This window comes from Thermomonas carbonis, assembly GCF_014396975.1.
In the GTDB taxonomy this organism is placed as follows: domain Bacteria; phylum Pseudomonadota; class Gammaproteobacteria; order Xanthomonadales; family Xanthomonadaceae; genus Thermomonas; species Thermomonas carbonis.
Genome location: NZ_CP060719.1, coordinates 417,304 through 435,783 on the forward strand (window position 1 = coordinate 417,304; position 18,480 = coordinate 435,783).

The window sequence follows — 18,480 nt, forward strand, 5'->3', positions numbered from 1 at the left end:
GCCTAGAGGGCGCGGCGCCAACTCGCCAGCAACACCGCCGTCGCCGATGCCACGTTGAGGCTGTCCACCGCGCCGCTGCCGGGAATCGACAGGCGCAGGTCGCAGGCTTTCGCCAGCTCGGGCGACATGCCCTCGGCTTCGGCGCCCAGTACGTAGACGACGCGCTCCGGCATCGCCGCCTTGAACAGGTCGCTGCCACCGCGCACCACCGTCGCCGCCAGCTTGAAACCGGCACCGTGCAACTGGGCGATGCTGTTGTCTTCGCGGCCCAGGCGCACGAACGGCAGCGCTTCCGCACCGCCCTCCGCCACGCGCGCGGCGGCGCCGGACAACGCCAGCGTCGAATGCTTGGGCAGCAGCACCGCACTCACGCCGAAGTGCGCGGCGCTGCGCAGGATCGCGCCGAGGTTGTGCGGATTGCCCACGCCATCCAGCCACAGCGCGCACTGCGGGCCGGCGGGCAGGTCGCGCAGCCAGCTCGAGAGCGGCTGCGCATCCTCGCGCAGTACCTCGGCGACCACGCCTTCGTGGTGGGTGCTGGCCGCGAGTTTCTGCAGGTCGGCATCCTCGACCACGCGGTAGCCGACACGATTGGCCACGCACCACTTGAGCAACGGCTGCAGTTGCGGGATGCGCGCCTCGGCGAGGTACAGCTTGCGGATTGCCTGCGGCCGTTTCGCGAACACCGCGCGAATCGCGTTCAAGCCATGCAGGCGCAACTCGACATCGCGATGCTCGCGCGCGGGGCTGGCCTCACCCGCCGGCGCAGGTGCAGGCTCGCGCGGCGCGGGCGAACGGCCCCTGTCCGGTCGCGGAGACGCGGCGGGGGATGACGGAACGGAAGGCGCTCGCGACTTCCACGGAGAACCCGGATCACGCATGACCAGATACCTCCGGCGTCGAGGCTTCCAGTGTATCCAGCTGATGCGCCAGTTCCTCCGGCGAACGCGTGTACTTCGCCAGCAGCGAATAGAACGCCGGCACCACGAACAGCGAGAGCACGGTGGAGAACGCCACGCCGAAGATCACCACGATGCCGATGGTCGCGCGGCTGGCCGAACCCGGGCCGCCGAAGATCACCAGCGGCAGCGCGCCCATGATGGTGGCGATCGAGGTCATCAGGATCGGGCGCAGGCGGACCGCGCAGGATTCGACGATCGCCTCGTGCACGCTGCGCCCGTCGTCGCGCAACTGGTTGGCGAATTCCACGATCAGGATGCCGTTCTTGGCCGCAAGGCCGACCAGCATGACGATGCCGATCTGCGAAAACAGGTTGACGGTGCCACCGGTCAGCCACAGGCCGATCAAGGCACCCAGCACGCCCAGCGGCACCGTCAGCATGATCACCAGTGGGTGCACGAAACTCTCGAACTGCGCGGCCAGTGCCAGGTACACGATCAGCAACGCCAGCGCGAAGGTGATCAGCACCTCGCCTCCGGACTGCTGCAACTCGCGCGACTCACCCTTCCAGCTGATCTGCGCATGTTCGGGCAGGTTGGCCTCCGCGGTCTCCTGTGCCCACGCCACCGCCTCGCCCAGCGGATAGCCTTCGGCGAGTCGCGCGCTGAGGGTGATCGAGCGCAGCCGGTTGAAGCGGTTGAAGGTGGCGGGTTCGGCAACCTCGCGCAGGGTCACCAGGTTGGACAACGGCACCAGCGAACCGTCGCGCGCACGCACCTGCAGGGCACCGAGGTCGGCGGGGGAAGCGCGGCCCTTGCGGTCGGCCTGCAGCACCACATCGTATTCCTCGCCGTTGTCGACGAAGGTGGTGACGCGACGGCCACCCATCATGGTTTCCAGCGCGGTGCCGATCGCGGTGGCGGACACCCCGAGGTCGGCCGCGCGCGTCTTGTCGACGACCACGCGCATCTGCGGTCGGGTTTCCTTGTAGTCCGAGTCCGGCCCGACAAAGCCCGGGTTGTCTGCCATCTTCGCCAGCATGATGTCGCGCCACTGCGCGATCTCGGCGTAATCCGGCCCGCCCAGCACCAATTGGAATGGTTGCCCGCGGGTACGTACCAGACCGCCGCCGACCTGGGTGCGCACGCGCACGCCGCTCATCCCCGAGAACTTCTTTTCCAGTGCACTGGCGACTTCCGCGGTGCTCTGCTCGCGCTGGTCCCAGGGCTGCAGGAAAATCATCGCGCGGCCGGTATGCATTTCCTCGCTGGCACCGAAACTGCCGGGCACGCGCGGGTTGGCGCGCTGGATCGGCTTGCCATCGCCCACTTCGCCGGCCAGGATCTTTTCCATCTCCTTCATCTGCGCCACGGTGTAGTCGAAGCCCGCGCCTTCTGGTCCTTCCATCACCATCTGGAAGGACCCGCGATCCTCGGCCGGGGCCAATTCGCTCGGCAGCAGTTTGAACAGCAAGACCATCGCCACCAGCGCCGCCACCATCACCCCGGCGAACAACCAGATCCGGTGCACGTGGCGATCGAGTACCCGTCGATACGCACCGGCCATGCGGGTGAACCGCGCATTGAGCCATTCGCTCAACCGATTGCCGTGCACCGCGTGCGGTCCGGTGTGCGGACGCAGCAGCTTGGACGCCATCATCGGCGTCAGGGTGAGCGCGACGAAGGCGGAAATCGCCACCGCCGCGGCCAGCGCGACCGATAGCTCGCGGAACAGGCGACCGGTATTGCCCTGCAGGAACCCGACCGGCAGGAACACCGCGATCAGCACCGCCGTGGTGGCCAGCACCGCGAACGCGACCTGCGCGGTGCCGCGCTTGGCCGCGACCAGCGGCGGTTCGCCCAGGTCCACGCGGCGCTGGATGTTCTCCACGACCACGATCGCATCATCCACCACCAGGCCGATGCACAGCACCAGGGCGAGGAGGGTCAGCAGGTTGATCGAGAACCCGAATGCATACAGCGCGATGAACGAGGCGATCACGCAGACCGGCACGGTCACCGCCGGGATCAACGCCGCGCGCATGCTGCCCAGGAACAGCCAGATCACGATCAGCACCAGCACGATCGCTTCCAGCAGGGTCTCGTACACGCGATCGACCGACGCGGAAATGAAGGTGGTGGTGTCGAATGCCACGTAGATGTCGGTGCCCTTCGGCAACGTGGCCCTGATCCGATCGGCCTCGGCCTTGGCCTCATCGGCCACATCCAGGCTGTTGGCGGTGGAGGTCTTGACGATGCCGATGCCCATCGCCGGCTCGCCGTTGCTCTGGTAGTACGCGCGACGCTCGGCCGACTCCAGCGCGACACGGGCCACATCGCCCAGCCGCACTACGTAACCATCCGCGCCCTTGACGATGGGCATCTGCGCGAAGGCTTCGGCGGTGGTGTAGTCGCGCGCCACCCGCAGGATGAAATCGCGGTCGGTGGATTCGATCCGGCCAGCACCAAGCTCCACGTTCTCCGCGCGCAGCGCGGTTTCGACGTCGCCGGCAGTGAGTCCGCGCGCCGCCAGCTTGTCGCCATCCAGCCAGATCCGCATCGCATAGCGCTGGCTGCCGCCCAGGCGCACCTGGGCCACGCCTTCGAGGCTGGAGAAACGATCGACCAGGTAGCGCTGGGCATAGTCCGCCATCTCCAGCAGATTCATGCTTTCGGAGCGCAGGTTCAGCCAGATGATCGCGTCGGAATCGCTTTCGACCTTGCTGATCTCCGGCGGGTCGGCTTCTTCCGGCATGCGGTCGGCGACGCGGCTGACCGCATTGCGCACATCGTTGGCGGCGGCTTCGATGTCGCGCGTGGCGTAGAACTCGATGCTGATCCGCGAGCTGCCGTTCTGGCTGCTCGACTCGATGGTGCTGATGCCTTCGATGCCCGCCAGCGCATCTTCCATGGTCTGGGTAATGCGGGTCTCGACCACGCTGGCGGAGGCGCCGGGATAATCGACAGACACCGAGACGATCGGCGGGTCGATGGCCGGCAGTTCGCGCAGGGTGAGGCGCATGAACGACATCACGCCCAGCACGATCAGCAGCAGGCTCATCACCACGGCCAGCACCGGCCGCTTGATCGAAAGATCGGACAGTTTCATGGCTTACTTCGCCGCGGCCGCGGTCGCGGCCACCGGCGGGCCGTCGCTCGCGGCCACCTTCGCGCCGGCCTGCAGCTTGCCCACGCCATCGGTCACGATGCGTTCGCCCGCAGCCACACCTTCCTTCAGCAGCACCTTGCCCGGGATGCGACCGCCGACCACCACGTTCACCTTTTCCACGGTGTCGTCGGCCTTCACGCGCCAGACGAAGGTCTCGCTGCCGATCTGCTGGACCGCGATCTCCGGCACCACCAGCGCCTGCCGGGTATCCCGCGCCACGTTGACTTCGACCAGCATGCCCGGGCGCAGCAGGCGCTCGGGATTGGGGAAATCGCCGCGCACGGTAGCCGAGCGCGAGCCCGCATCCAGGCGCGCCGACACCGTCGCCACGGTGCCATCGAAGGTGCGACCGGCATATGCGCCAGCGCTGCCGCTCAACGCTTGGCCTGGAGCGACGCCGGCCAGTTCGGTTTCCGGCACCGGGAAGTCGACGAACACGCGGGACACGTCATCCAGCGTGGCGATCGCGGTACCCGGCGTGACCAGCGCGCCGGGGCTGACCTGGCGGATACCGAGCACGCCGGCGAACGGCGCGCGAATCACCCGGTCGGACAAATTGGCGCGGATCTGCGCGACCTGAGCGCGTGCGGCGTCGCGGGTGGCGCGTTGTGCATCCAGCGAAGCACGCGCCACCAGCTGCTGCGATGCCAGTTGCGATTGCCTCTGGAAGAGTTGGTCGGCTTCCTTGAGCGTCGCTTCGGCGGAGGCCAGCGAAGCCTGCTGCTGCTGGCCGCTCAATGTCACCAGCGGCGCGCCACGCGCAACGTCCTGCCCGCTTTCGAAATGCACCTGCTGGACGATCTCGCTGACCTTGGCGGTGACCGTGACCGCCTCGCGTGCATGCACGGTACCGAGCGCGCGGAGCGCGTCGGTCCACGGCTGCTCACGCACCACTTCGACCACCACCGGTACAGAGCCACCACGCTGCCCCGCGCCCGGCTTTGCCGCCGCCTCGTCCTTGCTGCATGCACAAAGCGCCAGCAGCAGTGCGGACGACAAGACCAGAAGACGGTGATTGCGTGGCGGCATGAGGCAGCTCGAACAGGGGGTTCCCGATTCTAGCGGGCAGCATGTGATGCCTTCCCCTGCCATCGGCTGGGGGTGTGTTGCAGGAATGCCGTCAACCGGACGCGCGCACGCGCGTTGCGCGACTCAGCCCGGCATGCCGCCGAAAGCGAGCCAAAAACCCGCGGCAAGCAACCCCAGCACGATCAGCACCCACCGGAGTTGTCCGGGCGGATCGCCTTTTTCCACGGTCGGCGGTCGCATGCCGCGCGAAAGCGGTGTCGGGCCCCGCTGCTGCGCGACTTCGGGCTGGCCGGCCGCCGCGCCCGTCGTGGATCGCTGAGCCCGCTGCAAATATTCCATCGCCGCCTTCGCACGGGCCAGATCCAGGCCCGGGTTGGCCGCGCGGACCAGCTTGATCGCCTCGATCATGCGGCCATGCTGGAACGCCTGGATCGCCGCATCCGGCAACTGGATTCCGGCATCCGCGGCGGCGGCCTGCAGCGTATTCGCATCGGGGCGGTTGGCAGGCGGCGTCTGCATGCGGGTGATCCATGGGAGATGAGCCGCAGCATACGCCGCATGCGGAAACGCCCGCGCTGGGCCGGCGTTTCATCGCAACTGTCGTTCTGAGCCGAAGGCGAAGAACCTGCTTTCCTGGATCGCGGAGAAGCAGATCCTTCGCTGCGCTCAGGATGACAAGCCGGCGCTCGCCCCCGGCCCTCGCGCACAGCGCTCGGGCGTTCGTGACCGCAGCCGTTGCCGGATGGCAACGGCTGCGGTCACTCACCCCATTGCCCCAGCGCAGCCAGGCCATTGGCCTTCGCACGCTCGAACACGGTCTGCTGCGCCTTGGCGTAGTTGCCGGTCATGTCCTTGGCCCACGACGCGAGCGCGGCCTGCTGCATCGCACGGCCATAGCTGAAGCTCAGCGGCCACGGGTTCGGGCCCATCCGGTTCATCGCATCCAGGTGCGCAGTGGCGGATTCATCATCCTGCCCGCCGGACAGGAACACGATGCCCGGCAGGATCGCCGGCACCGCGGTCTTCAGGCACATCAGGGTGGATTCGGCCACTTCCTCCACGCTCGCCTGCTCCTCGCAATCCTTGCCGGGGACGACCATCGAGGCCTTGAGGATGGTGCCTTCCAGCATCACGCTCTGGTTGTACAGCGCGTCGAACAGCGAGCGCAGCACCACTTCGGTGACTTCGTAGCAGGTCTCGATGTCGTGGTCGCCGTCCATCAGCACTTCCGGCTCCACCATCGGCACCAAGCCGCATTCCTGGCACAGCGCCGCATAGCGGGCCAGCGCATGGGTGTTGACGTCGATGCACGTGCCGGACGGGATGTCCTCGCCGATGTTGATCACCGCGCGCCACTTGGCGAAGCGTGCACCGAGCTTGTAGTACTCCTTGAGGCGATCGCGCAGGCCGTCGAGGCCCTCGGTGACCACTTCGCCCGGGAAGCCGGCCAGCGCGTGCGTGCCCTTGTCGACCTTGATGCCCGGGATCATCCCGTTGTCGAGCATGTACTTGGCGAACGGGACGCCCGACTTGGTCGACTGGCGGATGGTTTCGTCGAACAGGATCGCGCCGGACAGGTACTGATTCGCATTCGGCGCGCTCAGCAGCAGCTCGCGGTAGGCGCGGCGGTTCTCTTCGGTATTCTCGATGCCGACGCCAGCAAAGCGCTTGGCGCAGGTTCCCGAGGATTCATCGATGGCGATGATGCCCTTGCCCGGGGCGACCATCGCGCGGGCGGTTTCGGCGAGTTGTTCGATGCTCATGGGAGTCCTGCAGGCTGGCGGCGGTAGCCCGCGATTATAGCCGTCCGCCGCGCAAGACCTCCCGGAGCCGGCGGCTACAACTCCCCCAACCCCGCCGCGCAGCCGTCCTCGCCGATTTCCAGCAAGCGCAATGTATTCGTAGCGCCGCGGGTTTCCATGTGCTCGCCGCTGGTGAACACCACCCGGTCACCCGGCTGCAGCAGGCCGGCATCCACCAGCAGGCGGATGCTGCCGCGCGCGGCTTCGCGCGGGGTCTGCCCGCGGCTGTCGTAGTCCATCGGGAACACGTCGCGCATCAACGCCATCTTGCGACGCGCGGGCCCGTGGCGCGAGAACGCGAAGATCGGCACCGAGGAGCGGAACCGCGACAGGAAGCGCGCGGTGCCGCCGGACTCGGTCATCGCCACCACGCCACGCACGCCGATGTGTTCGGACAGGAACATCGTCGCCATCGCGATCGCCTGATCCGCGCGCTCCAGGCCGCGCTGCGCCGCCTCGAAATCGGTATCGGCCACGAACTGTTTCTCGGCGCCCACGCAGATCCGCGCCATCGCCTCTACTGCCTTGACCGGCCAGTTGCCGGCCGCGCTTTCCTGCGACAGCATCACCGCGTCGGTGCCATCGATCACCGCGTTGGCCACGTCGAGCACTTCCGCGCGCGTCGGGATCGGGCTGTCGACCATCGATTGCAACATCTGCGTCGCGGTGATCACGACTTTCTCGCGCGCAACGGCTTCGCGGATGATCTTCTTCTGCAGGCCGGGCAGTTCGGCATCGCCGATCTCCACGCCCAGGTCGCCGCGCGCGACCATCACCACGTCGCTGGCATCGACGATTTCGGTGAGGTTCTCGATCGCTTCGGCGCGTTCGATCTTCGCCACCAGCGCGGCATTGCTGCCGTGCGCCTTGGCGACGCGGCGCGCCTCGTTCATGTCTTCGGCATTGCGGCAGAACGACACCGCGATGAAGTCCACGTTCATGCCCGCTGCGATCACGATCAGCTCGCGGTCCTTCTCGGTGATCGCGCCCAGCGACAAACCGCCGCCCTGTTTGTTGAGGCCCTTGCGATTCGACAGGAAGCAGTCGTTGAGGACGGTAGTGACGATGCGCTCGCCTTCCACCGCGGTGACTTCCAGCTGCACCACGCCGTCGTCCAGCAGCAGCACGTCGCCCGGGACCACGTCGCCCGGCAGTTCCAGGTAGCTGACGCCGACCTGGGTCTCGTCGCCCGGGGGACATCGAGGCTGGCGACCAGATCGAAGCGGTTACCCGCCTTCAACGCGACCTTGCCGTTGGCGAAGGTTTCGACGCGGATCTTCGGGCCCGGCAGGTCGGCGAGGATGCCGATCTCGCGGCCGATCTTGAGCGCCATCGCCCGCACCGCTTCCCCACGCGCCACCTGCGCCGAGGGATCGCCGTGGGAGAAGTTCAGCCGCACCACGTCCACCCCGGCGCGCAGCACCGCTTCGAGAATCTCCGGCGGATCGGTGGCCGGCCCGAGGGTGGCGACGATGCGCGTGCGGCGCTGGTGCGGAACGGCGACTTGCTCGGTCTTGCGTGCGGTCATGTGCGGGCTCCTGTGGCCGCGAACGCTAGCACAGCGCAACGACCGTCGATGGCTCGCCGGACAATGCAAACGACTTCAGCCGCGCGCTTCCAGCGCCGCGACCGCCGGCAAGGTTTTACCTTCCAGGAATTCCAGGAACGCGCCGCCGCCGGTGGAGATGTAGGACACGTTGTTTTCGATGCCGTACTTGTCCACCGCTGCGAGCGTGTCGCCGCCACCGGCGATCGAGAACGCGGGAGATGCCGCGATCGCGCGCGCTACCGCTTCGGTGCCGTGGCCGAAGGCGTCGAACTCGAACACGCCGACCGGGCCGTTCCAGACCACGGTGCCGGCCTTCGCGATCAATGCCGCATAGGCCTGCGCGGTTTGCGGGCCGATGTCGAGGATCATGTCGTCGGCACCGACCTCGTCGATGCGCTTGATCGTGGCCGGTGCATCGGCGGCGAATGCGGGGGCGACCACCACGTCGAGCGGCAGCGGGATATCGGCACCGCGCGCCTTGGCATCGGCCATGATCTGCTTCGCGGTATCGATGAGATCCATCTCCACCAGCGACTTGCCGACGCCGTGCCCGAGCGCGGCGATGAAGGTGTTGGCGATGCCGCCACCGACGATCAGCTGGTCGACCTTGCCGACCAGCGACGACAGCAGTTCCAGCTTGGTGCTGACCTTGCTGCCGGCGACGATGGCCAGCAGCGGGCGCGCCGGGTTGGCCAACGCCTTGTCGAGTGCATCGAGCTCGGCCATCAGCAAGGGACCGCCGGCGGCCTGCTTCGCAAAGCGGATCGCGCCATGCGTCGATGCCTGCGCGCGGTGCGCGGTGCCGAACGCGTCCATGACGAACACGTCGCACAACGCGGCGTACTGCTTCGACAGCGCTTCGTCGTCCTTGCCCTCGCCGATGTTCATGCGGCAATTTTCCAGCAGCACCAGCTGGCCGGGCTGCACGTCCACGCCGTCGATATAGTCGCGCACCAACGGCACCTCGAAGCCGAGCAGTTCGGACAAGCGCACGGCCACCGGCGCCAGCGAATCGGCCTCGCTCCACGCGCCTTCCTTCGGCCGGCCGAGGTGCGAAGTCACCATCACCGCCGCGCCCTTCGCGAGCGCAAGCTTGATGGTCGGGATCGATGCGGTGATGCGCTGGTCGGAGGTGACCTTGCCGTCGGCGACGGGCACGTTGAGATCCTGGCGGATCAGCACGCGCTTGCCGTTGAGGTCGAGGTCGGTCATGCGGACGATGGACATGGCATTCCTGCGGGGATGAAGGCCCCCATTGTCCCGGCCACGCGCGGTCGCCGCAAACGCTGCTCAAGTCGCAGGCTTGCTCCGCAGCAGACTGAAGGCGAAGCCCGCCACCAGCAGCGCACCAATGATCAGCACGCCCCACAGCAGCCAGCGCTTCCAGTCGGTGGGCGGCGCGAGCGGCTGCAACGCGACATCGCCCGCCAGCCTCTGCCGCGTACCGAGCATGGCCGTCGCAGGCTGCCAGTCGCGGCCGCGCTCGGCACGCAAGGCCTCCACCAGTTGCGGCAACGGCGCATCCTGCCGCGATGCGCGCGCGCTGCCGGCGAACAACGCGAACGGCGGAGCGCCCTCGGCGAGGAACACCACGACCTCGGGCCGATAGCCGAGCCGCAGCACCGGCGCAGCACCTTCGGATGGCTCGCGTGCCAGCAACCGCCAGTGTCGATGACGCGAATTCCCGTGCACCGGCTGCGGCGGCGAACTGCTGGCCTTGCCGCCACTGTCGATGCGATAGGCCACCCACGGCGACGCGGCGGATCGCCATGCGGAGGCATCGTCGTCGCGGCTTTCCAGCGTCCAGCCGCGCGTGCTGTTGCCCGCCGAGACCACGTCGGCCGCCTCGACCGGAAAACGGCCGTCGAGCGCGTACTCGAAAGTCGGGCCCTGCGGTGTTTCGACGCGCTTGCCCTGCAGTTCTTCCCATTGCAACGCAGGCGCAGCGATCCGGCCGACCGGTTCCGCGAATACACCCGTCACCGACAATCCGCTGCCCTGTGGCGTCGTTGGCAACAGGCGCAGATAACGCGCCTGCACGGCCGGCAACACGATGCGGCTTTCGATGATGCGCTGCTCGTTGTTGCGCAGTTGCACCAGGCGTGCGTCGGCGACGATATCGCGCCATTGGCGCAGGTCGTCCGAGGCGCTCACCCGATAGCCTCGATCGAAAGGCGCCTCGTCCGACCAGGTGAAACGCAGTGCCGCCAGCGGACCACGCAGCTGGCTGGCATCGATCACGCAACCACCATCGCCTGGCGCGGTCGTTGTGCTGCCGGGGCTGCGCAATTCGACCCGACGCAGACTGCCATCGGTGGCGATTTCGCTGATCGCCGCGATGTCCTGTCGCGACGCGCCGGCATCGACCGGCAACGGGAACCACGGCAACGACACAGCGGTGGCGGATTGCGCCAGCGGCGCATCGGCGGGAAACACCGCGGTCGCCACCGGCGTTCCCTGCGCATTGACCACAACCAGATCATGCAATTGCGGCGATTGCAGCCGCCGGTAGACCTCGCGATCCAGCACCACCCGATACGCACCGCCGTCGTCGCGTTGCAGCGCCAACGGCCACTGGCTGGCGTAGTCGTCGCGCGCGGCGGCGAAGGCCACCAGCGGCAGCAGCAAACACCATGCGAATTTCTTCATGCCGCAGTCTCCTTCGCGCCGATGTCGGCATCGGGATTCGCATCGATGCCGCGCGGCGGCGCAGGCGCGACATAGCCGACCACCGTACACAACAAGCCGTAGGCAATGAACGAGCCGATCCCGAGCAGGTTGCCCAGGTGCTGCCGGTCGACCAGCACCAGCTTGGCCAGCACCACGCCCATCAGCACCGCACCGGCCAGCCACAACATGCGCTGGCCGCGGCGCGAGCCGATGACCCAGCCGAGCACGCCCAGCACGCTCCACACCACGGTCAGGCTGGTCTGCGCCAGGCTGGCCGACAGCAGCCCGCCATCCCATGCGATCCCGCCCCAGTGATGCACGGCATGCAGCACCACCGAGGTGATCCACGCGAATGCCAGCGCGGACAGCAGCACGATACGGGACGACGACAAGCGTCCACCCATCGGCACCTGCCAGCGCAACGCCAGCACCAGCACTGCCAGTTGCGCGAGTTCCATCGGGTTGAGCACCGGCAACCATGGCAATGGCGCGGCAGCGCCCGCGATGAACAGCGACACCAGCCACCACAGGCCCAGCACCACGAACAGCACAGACAGCAGTCGTCCGCGCCAGCCATCGAACGCGTCGCCCAGCGGCATCGACAACCAACGCCAGCGGTACAACGCCAGAGCGGCGACCAGCAACCACGGCAACACGATCAATGCGGCCTGCCAGCCATCGCCCATGCCCGCGAACTGACCGGGCAACCAGCCCAGCAACAGGCTGGCCACCAGCGGCCACACCAGCCACCAGGTGAACTGCGCGGCGGATGCGAGCCGGTGTTCGCCATCGCGCAGGCATTGCAGGCTGCGGATGCCGAGGATCGCGTAGACCAGCCATGCCCACACGCCATTGCCGGCGAACGGTTGCTCATGTGCACCGCTCTGCCACAACGCCAGCGGTACGGCCGAAGCCAGGGCCGCCAAGCCCGTCAACGCGAGCGCGCTCGCGGGCCTGCGGCGATGCACTTCCGCGGCCAACCAGCCGGTGAGCGCGGCGAAGGCGAGCAGCGCGTCTGGCTCGTCGCGATGACCGAGGAAGCTCACGATTTCATTGAGTGCGTTGCCGACCCACCAGGCCAGTCCCCATGCGTAATACAGGCCGGCGATGTTGTCGTTCTTCGCGGCTCGATACGCCCATGCGCTGGCGAAACCGGCAATGGCGATCAGCAACGCGCCCATGAAGGCCGCGTTGGCGATCGGGACCGCGATTTCCTCGCCGGGCGAAAAACGCGCCGCGGTCAGCCCGATCGTGAACGCCACCGCCGCGGCCAGTTGCAGACCGGCACCCGCCAGTTGCGGCAGCAACCGTTGCTGGCGAAGTCCCAGCCAGCACAGTGCCGCGCCTTCCAGCGCGAACACGCAGGCGGTCGCCTGCGCCGACAACGCCAGCGGAACCGCCAGCGTGGCGAAACCCACCGCGAGCAAGGCATGCGACTGCGCCAGCACATCAAAGCCCTTTCGGCGGCGCAACCACCACGACAAACCGGCGTACAACGCGCCCAGGCCGAGCGCGCAGAACGCGAGCGCCATGCGCCGGCCTTCCAGCAAACCGGCCTGCAGCGAGAACGCGACCAGCGGCATGCCGAACACCAGGCAGCCGTCGATCAGGTCGCGACGGCCTGGTGGGCGGCGTCGCGCGAACAGGATCGGGATCAGCAGGTACATCGCGAAGAACAACGCCAGGAACGGCTGCGTGCTGGCGTATTTCTGCGGCGAGTAATCGAACACGCCCCAAGCGGTCGTGATCCCGAAGCTGAAGGCGAATCCGAGCAGGTTGAGGATCCGCCAGGCCTTGTACCAGGCGATGCCGACGATCGCCGCGTTCAACACCGCGTAATACGAAAACAGCGCGACATGATTCCCGCTGCCGGTGGATAGCCAGATCGGCGCGAGGAAGCCGGCGAGCAAGGCGAACACCGCCAGCGCCTTGGCGTCCTGCAACACCGCCAGCACGCCGGCACCGGCGACCAGCACGATGCTGATGGCAAACGCCGCACCCGCCGGCAGCATCCCGAAGTTCTTGAACGCGGCGAACACCACCAGCAGCAGTACGCCGATCGCACCGCCCTGCAGGCTCAGCGCGAACACGCGATTGCTGTCGCGCTTGCGCCAGGCGAATACCAGCGCAGCGAGTGCCGCGGCGGCCACGCCGGCCAGGCGCAATTCCGGAGGCATCGTGAACCAGCCTTGGTCCGCACCGTATTTCAGCAGCGAGGCGACGCCTGCCAGCAGCACCAGCATGCCGATCTTCACCGGCACGTTGCCGACGGTGAACCAGCGTTGCACCGCGCGCATTGCGATGGTGGCGATGCCGGGCTTCGACGGTGTCGCGGGCGGCGGGCGCGGAATCTGCCGGGGGACGGGCGCGATGGCGAGTGCTGGCGCAGGCATTGCCGGCGTCGGCTCGCCGACCTGCGGTGCTGGAGGCGCTGGCTCGCGCACGGCAGGCGCCACTGGCACGTCCTGCACTGGCGAGGGTGGTGCAGGCGCCGGTTGCGATGTCGGCGGTGCAGGCTGACGCATCAGGTCGGCCAGTGCCGGTTCGGTCAGCGTGGCCGTTGCTGCGGGCGTCGCCACGGCGCGTCGATTGAGCGCGGTCACCTGCTGCTCCAGCGCGGCGACGCGTTGCTTCAAACCGGAGATCGAGACCAGCGCGATCACCAGCAACACAGGCACCGCGAGGACCGCCAGCACCAACAACGCGATCATGCCTTCCATGCCTGCCCCTTGCCTCGCCGTGCCGGCAGCCTCGGCGATGCCCCGGGGTTTTGCAACTTCACGCGGCGATGCGCGTGCATTCCGGCTGCATGCTCAGTCGCTGACCCGGTTGCGGCCCGCGGCCTTGGCGCGATACAGCGCGGCATCGGCGCGGCGCAGCATCTGCTCGGCATCTTCGTCACCCGGCAGCACGCTGGCGACGCCGATACTCACCGTCATCCGCCCTTCCGACGATGCAGCGTGAACGATGTCGGCACCGCGCACCCGCTCGCACACGCGCTGGCCGACGCGCATCGCCTGTTCCTGCGTGCTGCCGGGCAGGAACACGATGAATTCCTCGCCACCCGGCCGCGCCAGCACGTCATCCGCATGCAGCAGGGCACTTCGCACCGCGCCGGCAAAACGGCGTAGTGCGCCGTCGCCTTCGGCGTGGCCGTAGTGATCGTTGTAGCGCTTGAAATGATCGATATCGAGCGCCAGCACCGAGAGCGGCCGATCGGTATCCCGCGCCTTCTGCCACAGGGTGTCTGCGACCTCCAGGAACCCGCGGTAATTCAGACTGCCGGTCAGCGCATCCGTGCGACTGAGACGGTCGAGGTCGCTCACGGCCTGGCGCAGGGATTCGGTGCGCTCGGCGATGACATGTTCCCGCTCTTCCAGCACGAGCCTGAGGTCGAGGAAAGCCGTGTTCATTCGCGCCGCCAAGTCGCCGATTCCTTCGGCCAAGGGCTGCAGTTCTTCCGGCATCCGCGCAAGCTGACGCGGATCGAGCATGCCGCCAAGCGCATAGCCATGCAGGCTGGCCAGCAGGTTGCCCATGCTCGAGAAGAGCAGCTGCCGCATCCGCCACAGGGCGAACGACACGCCAAGGCTCGTGACCACGACCAACCCCAGCAAGAACCCGAGCCGCGGCAGCACCGACGCACGCAAACGCTGCTCGGGGGCGACTACCGCGACCACCCACCCGTTGCGCATCCGCACCGCATTCACGTACCCCTCGTCGCCATCACGAAGCAATCCGCGCAACGAACGCCCCTTTGCCGCGAACCTGCCTGATGGGACAGCGGCGTCGCGGATAACCGTGCCAAGTGGCCCCACGGCTTCCAGGTAACTCCAGCGCAGCCCCGGGGTCGCGTGTACAGCGCGTCCGTCCCCGTCGATCAGCAGCAGCTCCAGCCCCCGCTGGCGCAAGTTGTCGACCCGTTGCCGGACCAGCCGTTCCACCGGCATCCATCCGCGGATGGCACCCCGGTCCTGCCCGCCGCGGATCATCGGCGCCGCCAAGGTGATCAGGGCCTGGTCGCCATGGAGGCTGGCGCGGTAGGGCGCGGGCGGGGTTGCGCCGCCCTCGACCGGGAACCAACCGACATCGGGATCCTCGGCCTCGGATCCTGCCGCTCCCTGCTCCTCGCTCCCGGCCTCTTCGCGGAGCCGGCGGGACAGGATGATCATCCCCCGTTCGTCCGTCACTACCGCCCGGACGAATGCCGGATAGGCTTGCAGCAGTCGGCTCAGATCGCGGCCAGCGGTCGGGGACCGCGGCGACTCCAGGTTGCCGGCCAGCAAACGCAGGCTCGACTGATGGGCTTCCAGGAAATCGTCGAACGTGCTCTGGCTGCCTTGCGCGCCAACCGCCAGCCGCACCATCAACTCGTCGCGATCGCGTCGCCACTCGTTCCAGAGCAGGGCAACACTGAACACCAGCACCGGCACCAGCGCTGCGAGAACCAGCACCCGGGACAGTTCACGGCGCAGGCTCCAGCGGAAAGCAGGGGCGGACGTCATGCCGCTACGCTAACCCGCGCCGCCCCACGCTGCCATGTGCAACGCACAAATGGCGGGAAGCCCCGCATGCGGGAGGCTTCGGTTGCGGGAAATCCACTGATGGCTATTGCGCCGCGACGACCTTGACCATTTCGAGGCACTTGTTGCTGTAGCCCCATTCGTTGTCGTACCAGCTGACCAGCTTGACGAAGGTGTCGTCCAGCGCGATGCCGGCCTCGGCGTCGAAGATGCTGGTGCGGGCATCACCGCGGAAATCGGTGGCGACCACCTTCTCGTCGGTGTAGCCGAGGATGCCCTTGAGCGCGCCTTCCGACTGCGCCTTCATCTCCGCACAGATCTCGGCATAGGTCGCCGGGTTCTGCAGCTCGACGGTGAGGTCGACCACCGAGACGTCGCTGGTCGGCACCCGGAACGACATGCCGGTGAGCTTGCCCTTGAGCTGCGGCAGCACCACGCCCACGGCCTTGGCCGCACCGGTCGACGACGGGATGATGTTCTCGAGGATGCCGCGGCCGCCGCGCCAGTCCTTGTTGGACGGGCCATCGACGGTCTTCTGGGTGGCGGTGGTCGCATGCACGGTGGTCATGAGGCCGCGCTTGATGCCCCACTTGTCGTCCAGCACCTTGGCCAGCGGCGCCAGGCAGTTGGTGGTGCAACTAGCGTTGCTGATGATCGCCTGGCCGGCATAGGACTTGCAGTTCACGCCATGCACGAACATCGGCGTGTCGTCCTTCGACGGCGCCGACAGGATCACCTTCTTCGCGCCGGCGGCGAGGTGCTTGCCCGCGCTGTCCTTGTCCAGGAACAGGCCGGTGGATTCCAGCACGACATCGGCGCCGACCTCGTCCCACTTGAGGTTGGCCGGATCGCGCTCCGCGGTCAGGCGGATGGTCTTGCCGTTGACGACCAGGTGGCCATCCTTGACTGACACATCGCCCTTGAAGCGGCCATGCACGGAGTCGTAGCGGAGCATGTACGCCAGGTAGTCCGGTTCCAGCAGGTCGTTGATCGCGACGATCTCGATGTCGTCGCCGAAGTTCTGCACCGCCGCGCGGAACACGCAGCGCCCGATGCGACCGAAACCGTTGATGCCGACCTTGATGGCCATGGAGTCTCCTGGCGGATGGTTCGTGGGGAAGACCGCATTCTACCGAATCGATCAGGTCGTTCCGCGATGGCACGGCGGTCATACCGGCATCGGTCATGCCGGTTTATCCTGCCGGCATGGCCAATCACCGCAATCTCCGCTTGATCGCCGCCCTGCTGTGCCTGGGTGCCATTTCCACCGCCGCGGCCTGGGGCCGGCTCGGCCACGGACTGGTCGGCGAACTGGCGCAACGCCACCTCGATGCGAAGGCGCGCGCCGAAGTCGCGGCCTTGTTGGCTGGCGAACCGGATCCGACCCTCGCCGGCGTGGCGTCATGGGCCGACGACCTCCGCGACAACGACCCGCAACGCTTCAAGGCGACCTCGCGCTGGCATTACATCAACGCGGAGGGGGGCGGCTGCGGCTTCGAGCTGGCCCGCGACTGTCCCGACGACAACTGCGTGGTCGGCGCGATCGAAGCGCAACGCGCGATCCTGGCCGATCGCAGCCAGCCGATCGAAGCACGTCGTGACGCCCTGAAGTTCATCGTCCATTTCATCGGCGACGCGCACCAGCCGATGCATGCCGGCAGCCGCACCGACAGCGGCGGCAACGGCTTCCAGATCAGCCTGCGCACGCCGATCGAGCCCGAGGCCTACGCGCGCAGCAAGTATGTCGACGGGGTGATGGGCACCAACCTGCATTCGGTCTGGGACTACTACATCCTGGCCGGTCGGGGACTCGGCCTGCAGGCCTATTCGGACAAGCTCGACGCGTTGCCGTGGCCGCCCACTCCCGCACCATCGACGCACGACTTCATGCCGCTGGCCTGGACCGGCGAATCCTGCCGACTGATCGACGCGCGCGGCATCTATCCGCCGGACGACAGGCACGCGATGGACAGCGCCTACCTCGACGCGATGCGGCCGCTGGCCGAGCAGCGGGTGCGCCAGGCCGCGTGGCGGCTTGCGCAATTGCTGAACCAGACCCTCGGCGACGCCGGCACGCCGTGAGCAACACCGACCTGCTATTGGCCGCGCTTTTCTTCGCGGTCGCGGTGCTCTATTCATCGGTGGGCCATGCGGGCGCCAGCGGCTACATCGCGTCGATGGCCTTGCTCGGCTTCGCGCCCGAACAGGTGCGTCCCACCGCGTTGGCGCTGAATTTGCTGGTCGGCGGAATCGGTCTTTTCCGCTGGTGGCGCGGCGGCCACGTGCGCTGGCGCAACGTGCTGCCGTTCGTGCTGGCATCGGCGCCGGCAGCCTTCGTATCGGCGCAGATCAAACTGCCGAAGGAAAGCTATTCGCTGCTGCTCGGCATCGTGTTGCTGGTCGCCGCCGTCGGCGTTTTCCGGCATGCGTCGCGCGCGGAAGCCGAAGACCAGGCATCGAGTGGACGCGACGTGCCGTGGCTCGCCGGCCTGCTGGTCGGCGCGGCGATCGGTACGCTGTCCGGCCTGACCGGCACCGGCGGCGCGATCTTCCTTACGCCGCTGTTGCTTTTCGCGCGCTGGATGCCGACCCGCGAGGCCAGCGGCACCTCGGTCGCCTTCGTCTGGATCAATTCGCTGACCGGACTGGCCGGCCTGCTGCATTCCGGTCAGTCCTTGCCGGCGATGTTGCCGTGGTGGCTGGGCGTGGTCGCGATCGGTGCATTGATCGGCACCCAGATGGGCTTGAAGTGGCTGCCCGTGCGCGGCCTGCGGCTTGCCCTCGGCGTCGTCCTGCTGATCGCGTCGGGCAAGCTGTTGTTCGCTTGAGCCGGCGTTCC

12 protein-coding genes and 1 pseudogene are annotated in these 18,480 nt (G+C 67.6%); 2 read left to right on the forward strand and 11 right to left on the reverse strand.

Annotated features, from left to right (window positions below; genetic code table 11):
- Positions 1 to 2: 2 nt before the first annotated feature.
- The 11 genes and pseudogenes from H9L16_RS02070 to gap all read right to left on the reverse strand — a co-directional run bounded on the left by H9L16_RS02070 (position 3) and on the right by gap (position 16,731).
- Positions 3 to 881 carry a TrmH family RNA methyltransferase gene (locus tag H9L16_RS02070; protein ID WP_187552958.1) on the reverse strand — a complete coding sequence of 293 codons (879 nt, stop codon included), beginning with the start codon at positions 879 to 881 and terminating at the stop codon, positions 3 to 5.
- Positions 874 to 4,008, reverse strand: coding sequence for an efflux RND transporter permease subunit (locus H9L16_RS02075; protein WP_187552959.1), 3,135 nt, complete (start codon positions 4,006 to 4,008; stop codon positions 874 to 876). Before H9L16_RS02075 ends, H9L16_RS02070 begins: the two co-directional genes overlap by 8 nt.
- A gap of 3 nt (positions 4,009 to 4,011) precedes the next feature.
- On the reverse strand, positions 4,012 to 5,097 hold the full coding sequence (locus H9L16_RS02080; protein ID WP_187552960.1) for an efflux RND transporter periplasmic adaptor subunit: 1,086 nt from the start codon (positions 5,095 to 5,097) through the stop codon (positions 4,012 to 4,014).
- Positions 5,098 to 5,220: 123 nt separating this feature from the next.
- Positions 5,221 to 5,616, reverse strand: a complete 396-nt coding sequence (locus tag H9L16_RS02085; RefSeq protein WP_187552961.1) for a hypothetical protein — start codon at positions 5,614 to 5,616, stop codon at positions 5,221 to 5,223.
- Between the two features lie 239 nt (positions 5,617 to 5,855).
- Positions 5,856 to 6,860, reverse strand: coding sequence for a class I fructose-bisphosphate aldolase (locus H9L16_RS02090; protein ID WP_187552962.1), 1,005 nt, complete (start codon positions 6,858 to 6,860; stop codon positions 5,856 to 5,858).
- 74 nt (positions 6,861 to 6,934) lie between these two features.
- Positions 6,935 to 8,427 (reverse strand): annotated as a pseudogene (pyk, locus tag H9L16_RS02095) (pyruvate kinase).
- A gap of 75 nt (positions 8,428 to 8,502) precedes the next feature.
- Complete coding sequence (locus tag H9L16_RS02100) at positions 8,503 to 9,675, reverse strand: phosphoglycerate kinase (protein ID WP_187552963.1); 1,173 nt, start codon at positions 9,673 to 9,675, stop codon at positions 8,503 to 8,505.
- 63 nt (positions 9,676 to 9,738) lie between these two features.
- Positions 9,739 to 11,097, reverse strand: coding sequence for a DUF3999 domain-containing protein (locus tag H9L16_RS02105; protein ID WP_187552964.1), 1,359 nt, complete (start codon positions 11,095 to 11,097; stop codon positions 9,739 to 9,741).
- A complete protein-coding gene (locus H9L16_RS02110) occupies positions 11,094 to 13,838 on the reverse strand; it encodes a DUF2339 domain-containing protein (protein WP_187552965.1) in 2,745 nt (914 codons plus the stop codon). The genes H9L16_RS02105 and H9L16_RS02110 overlap by 4 nt, the downstream gene beginning before the upstream one ends.
- A gap of 93 nt (positions 13,839 to 13,931) precedes the next feature.
- Positions 13,932 to 15,623 (reverse strand): GGDEF domain-containing protein, encoded by a 1,692-nt coding sequence (locus tag H9L16_RS02115; protein ID WP_187552966.1) that lies wholly within the window; start codon positions 15,621 to 15,623, stop codon positions 13,932 to 13,934.
- A gap of 103 nt (positions 15,624 to 15,726) precedes the next feature.
- On the reverse strand, positions 15,727 to 16,731 hold the full coding sequence (gap, locus tag H9L16_RS02120; protein ID WP_187552967.1) for a type I glyceraldehyde-3-phosphate dehydrogenase: 1,005 nt from the start codon (positions 16,729 to 16,731) through the stop codon (positions 15,727 to 15,729).
- A gap of 95 nt (positions 16,732 to 16,826) precedes the next feature.
- Here gap and H9L16_RS02125 point away from each other — a divergent pair, with 95 nt between their 5' ends.
- Together H9L16_RS02125 and H9L16_RS02130 are read left to right on the forward strand one after the other, a co-directional pair.
- Positions 16,827 to 17,723 carry a S1/P1 nuclease gene (locus H9L16_RS02125; protein ID WP_229796514.1) on the forward strand — a complete coding sequence of 299 codons (897 nt, stop codon included), beginning with the start codon at positions 16,827 to 16,829 and terminating at the stop codon, positions 17,721 to 17,723.
- Complete coding sequence (locus tag H9L16_RS02130) at positions 17,720 to 18,469, forward strand: sulfite exporter TauE/SafE family protein (protein ID WP_187552968.1); 750 nt, start codon at positions 17,720 to 17,722, stop codon at positions 18,467 to 18,469. Before H9L16_RS02125 ends, H9L16_RS02130 begins: the two co-directional genes overlap by 4 nt.
- The last annotated feature ends 11 nt before the right edge of the window (positions 18,470 to 18,480 follow it).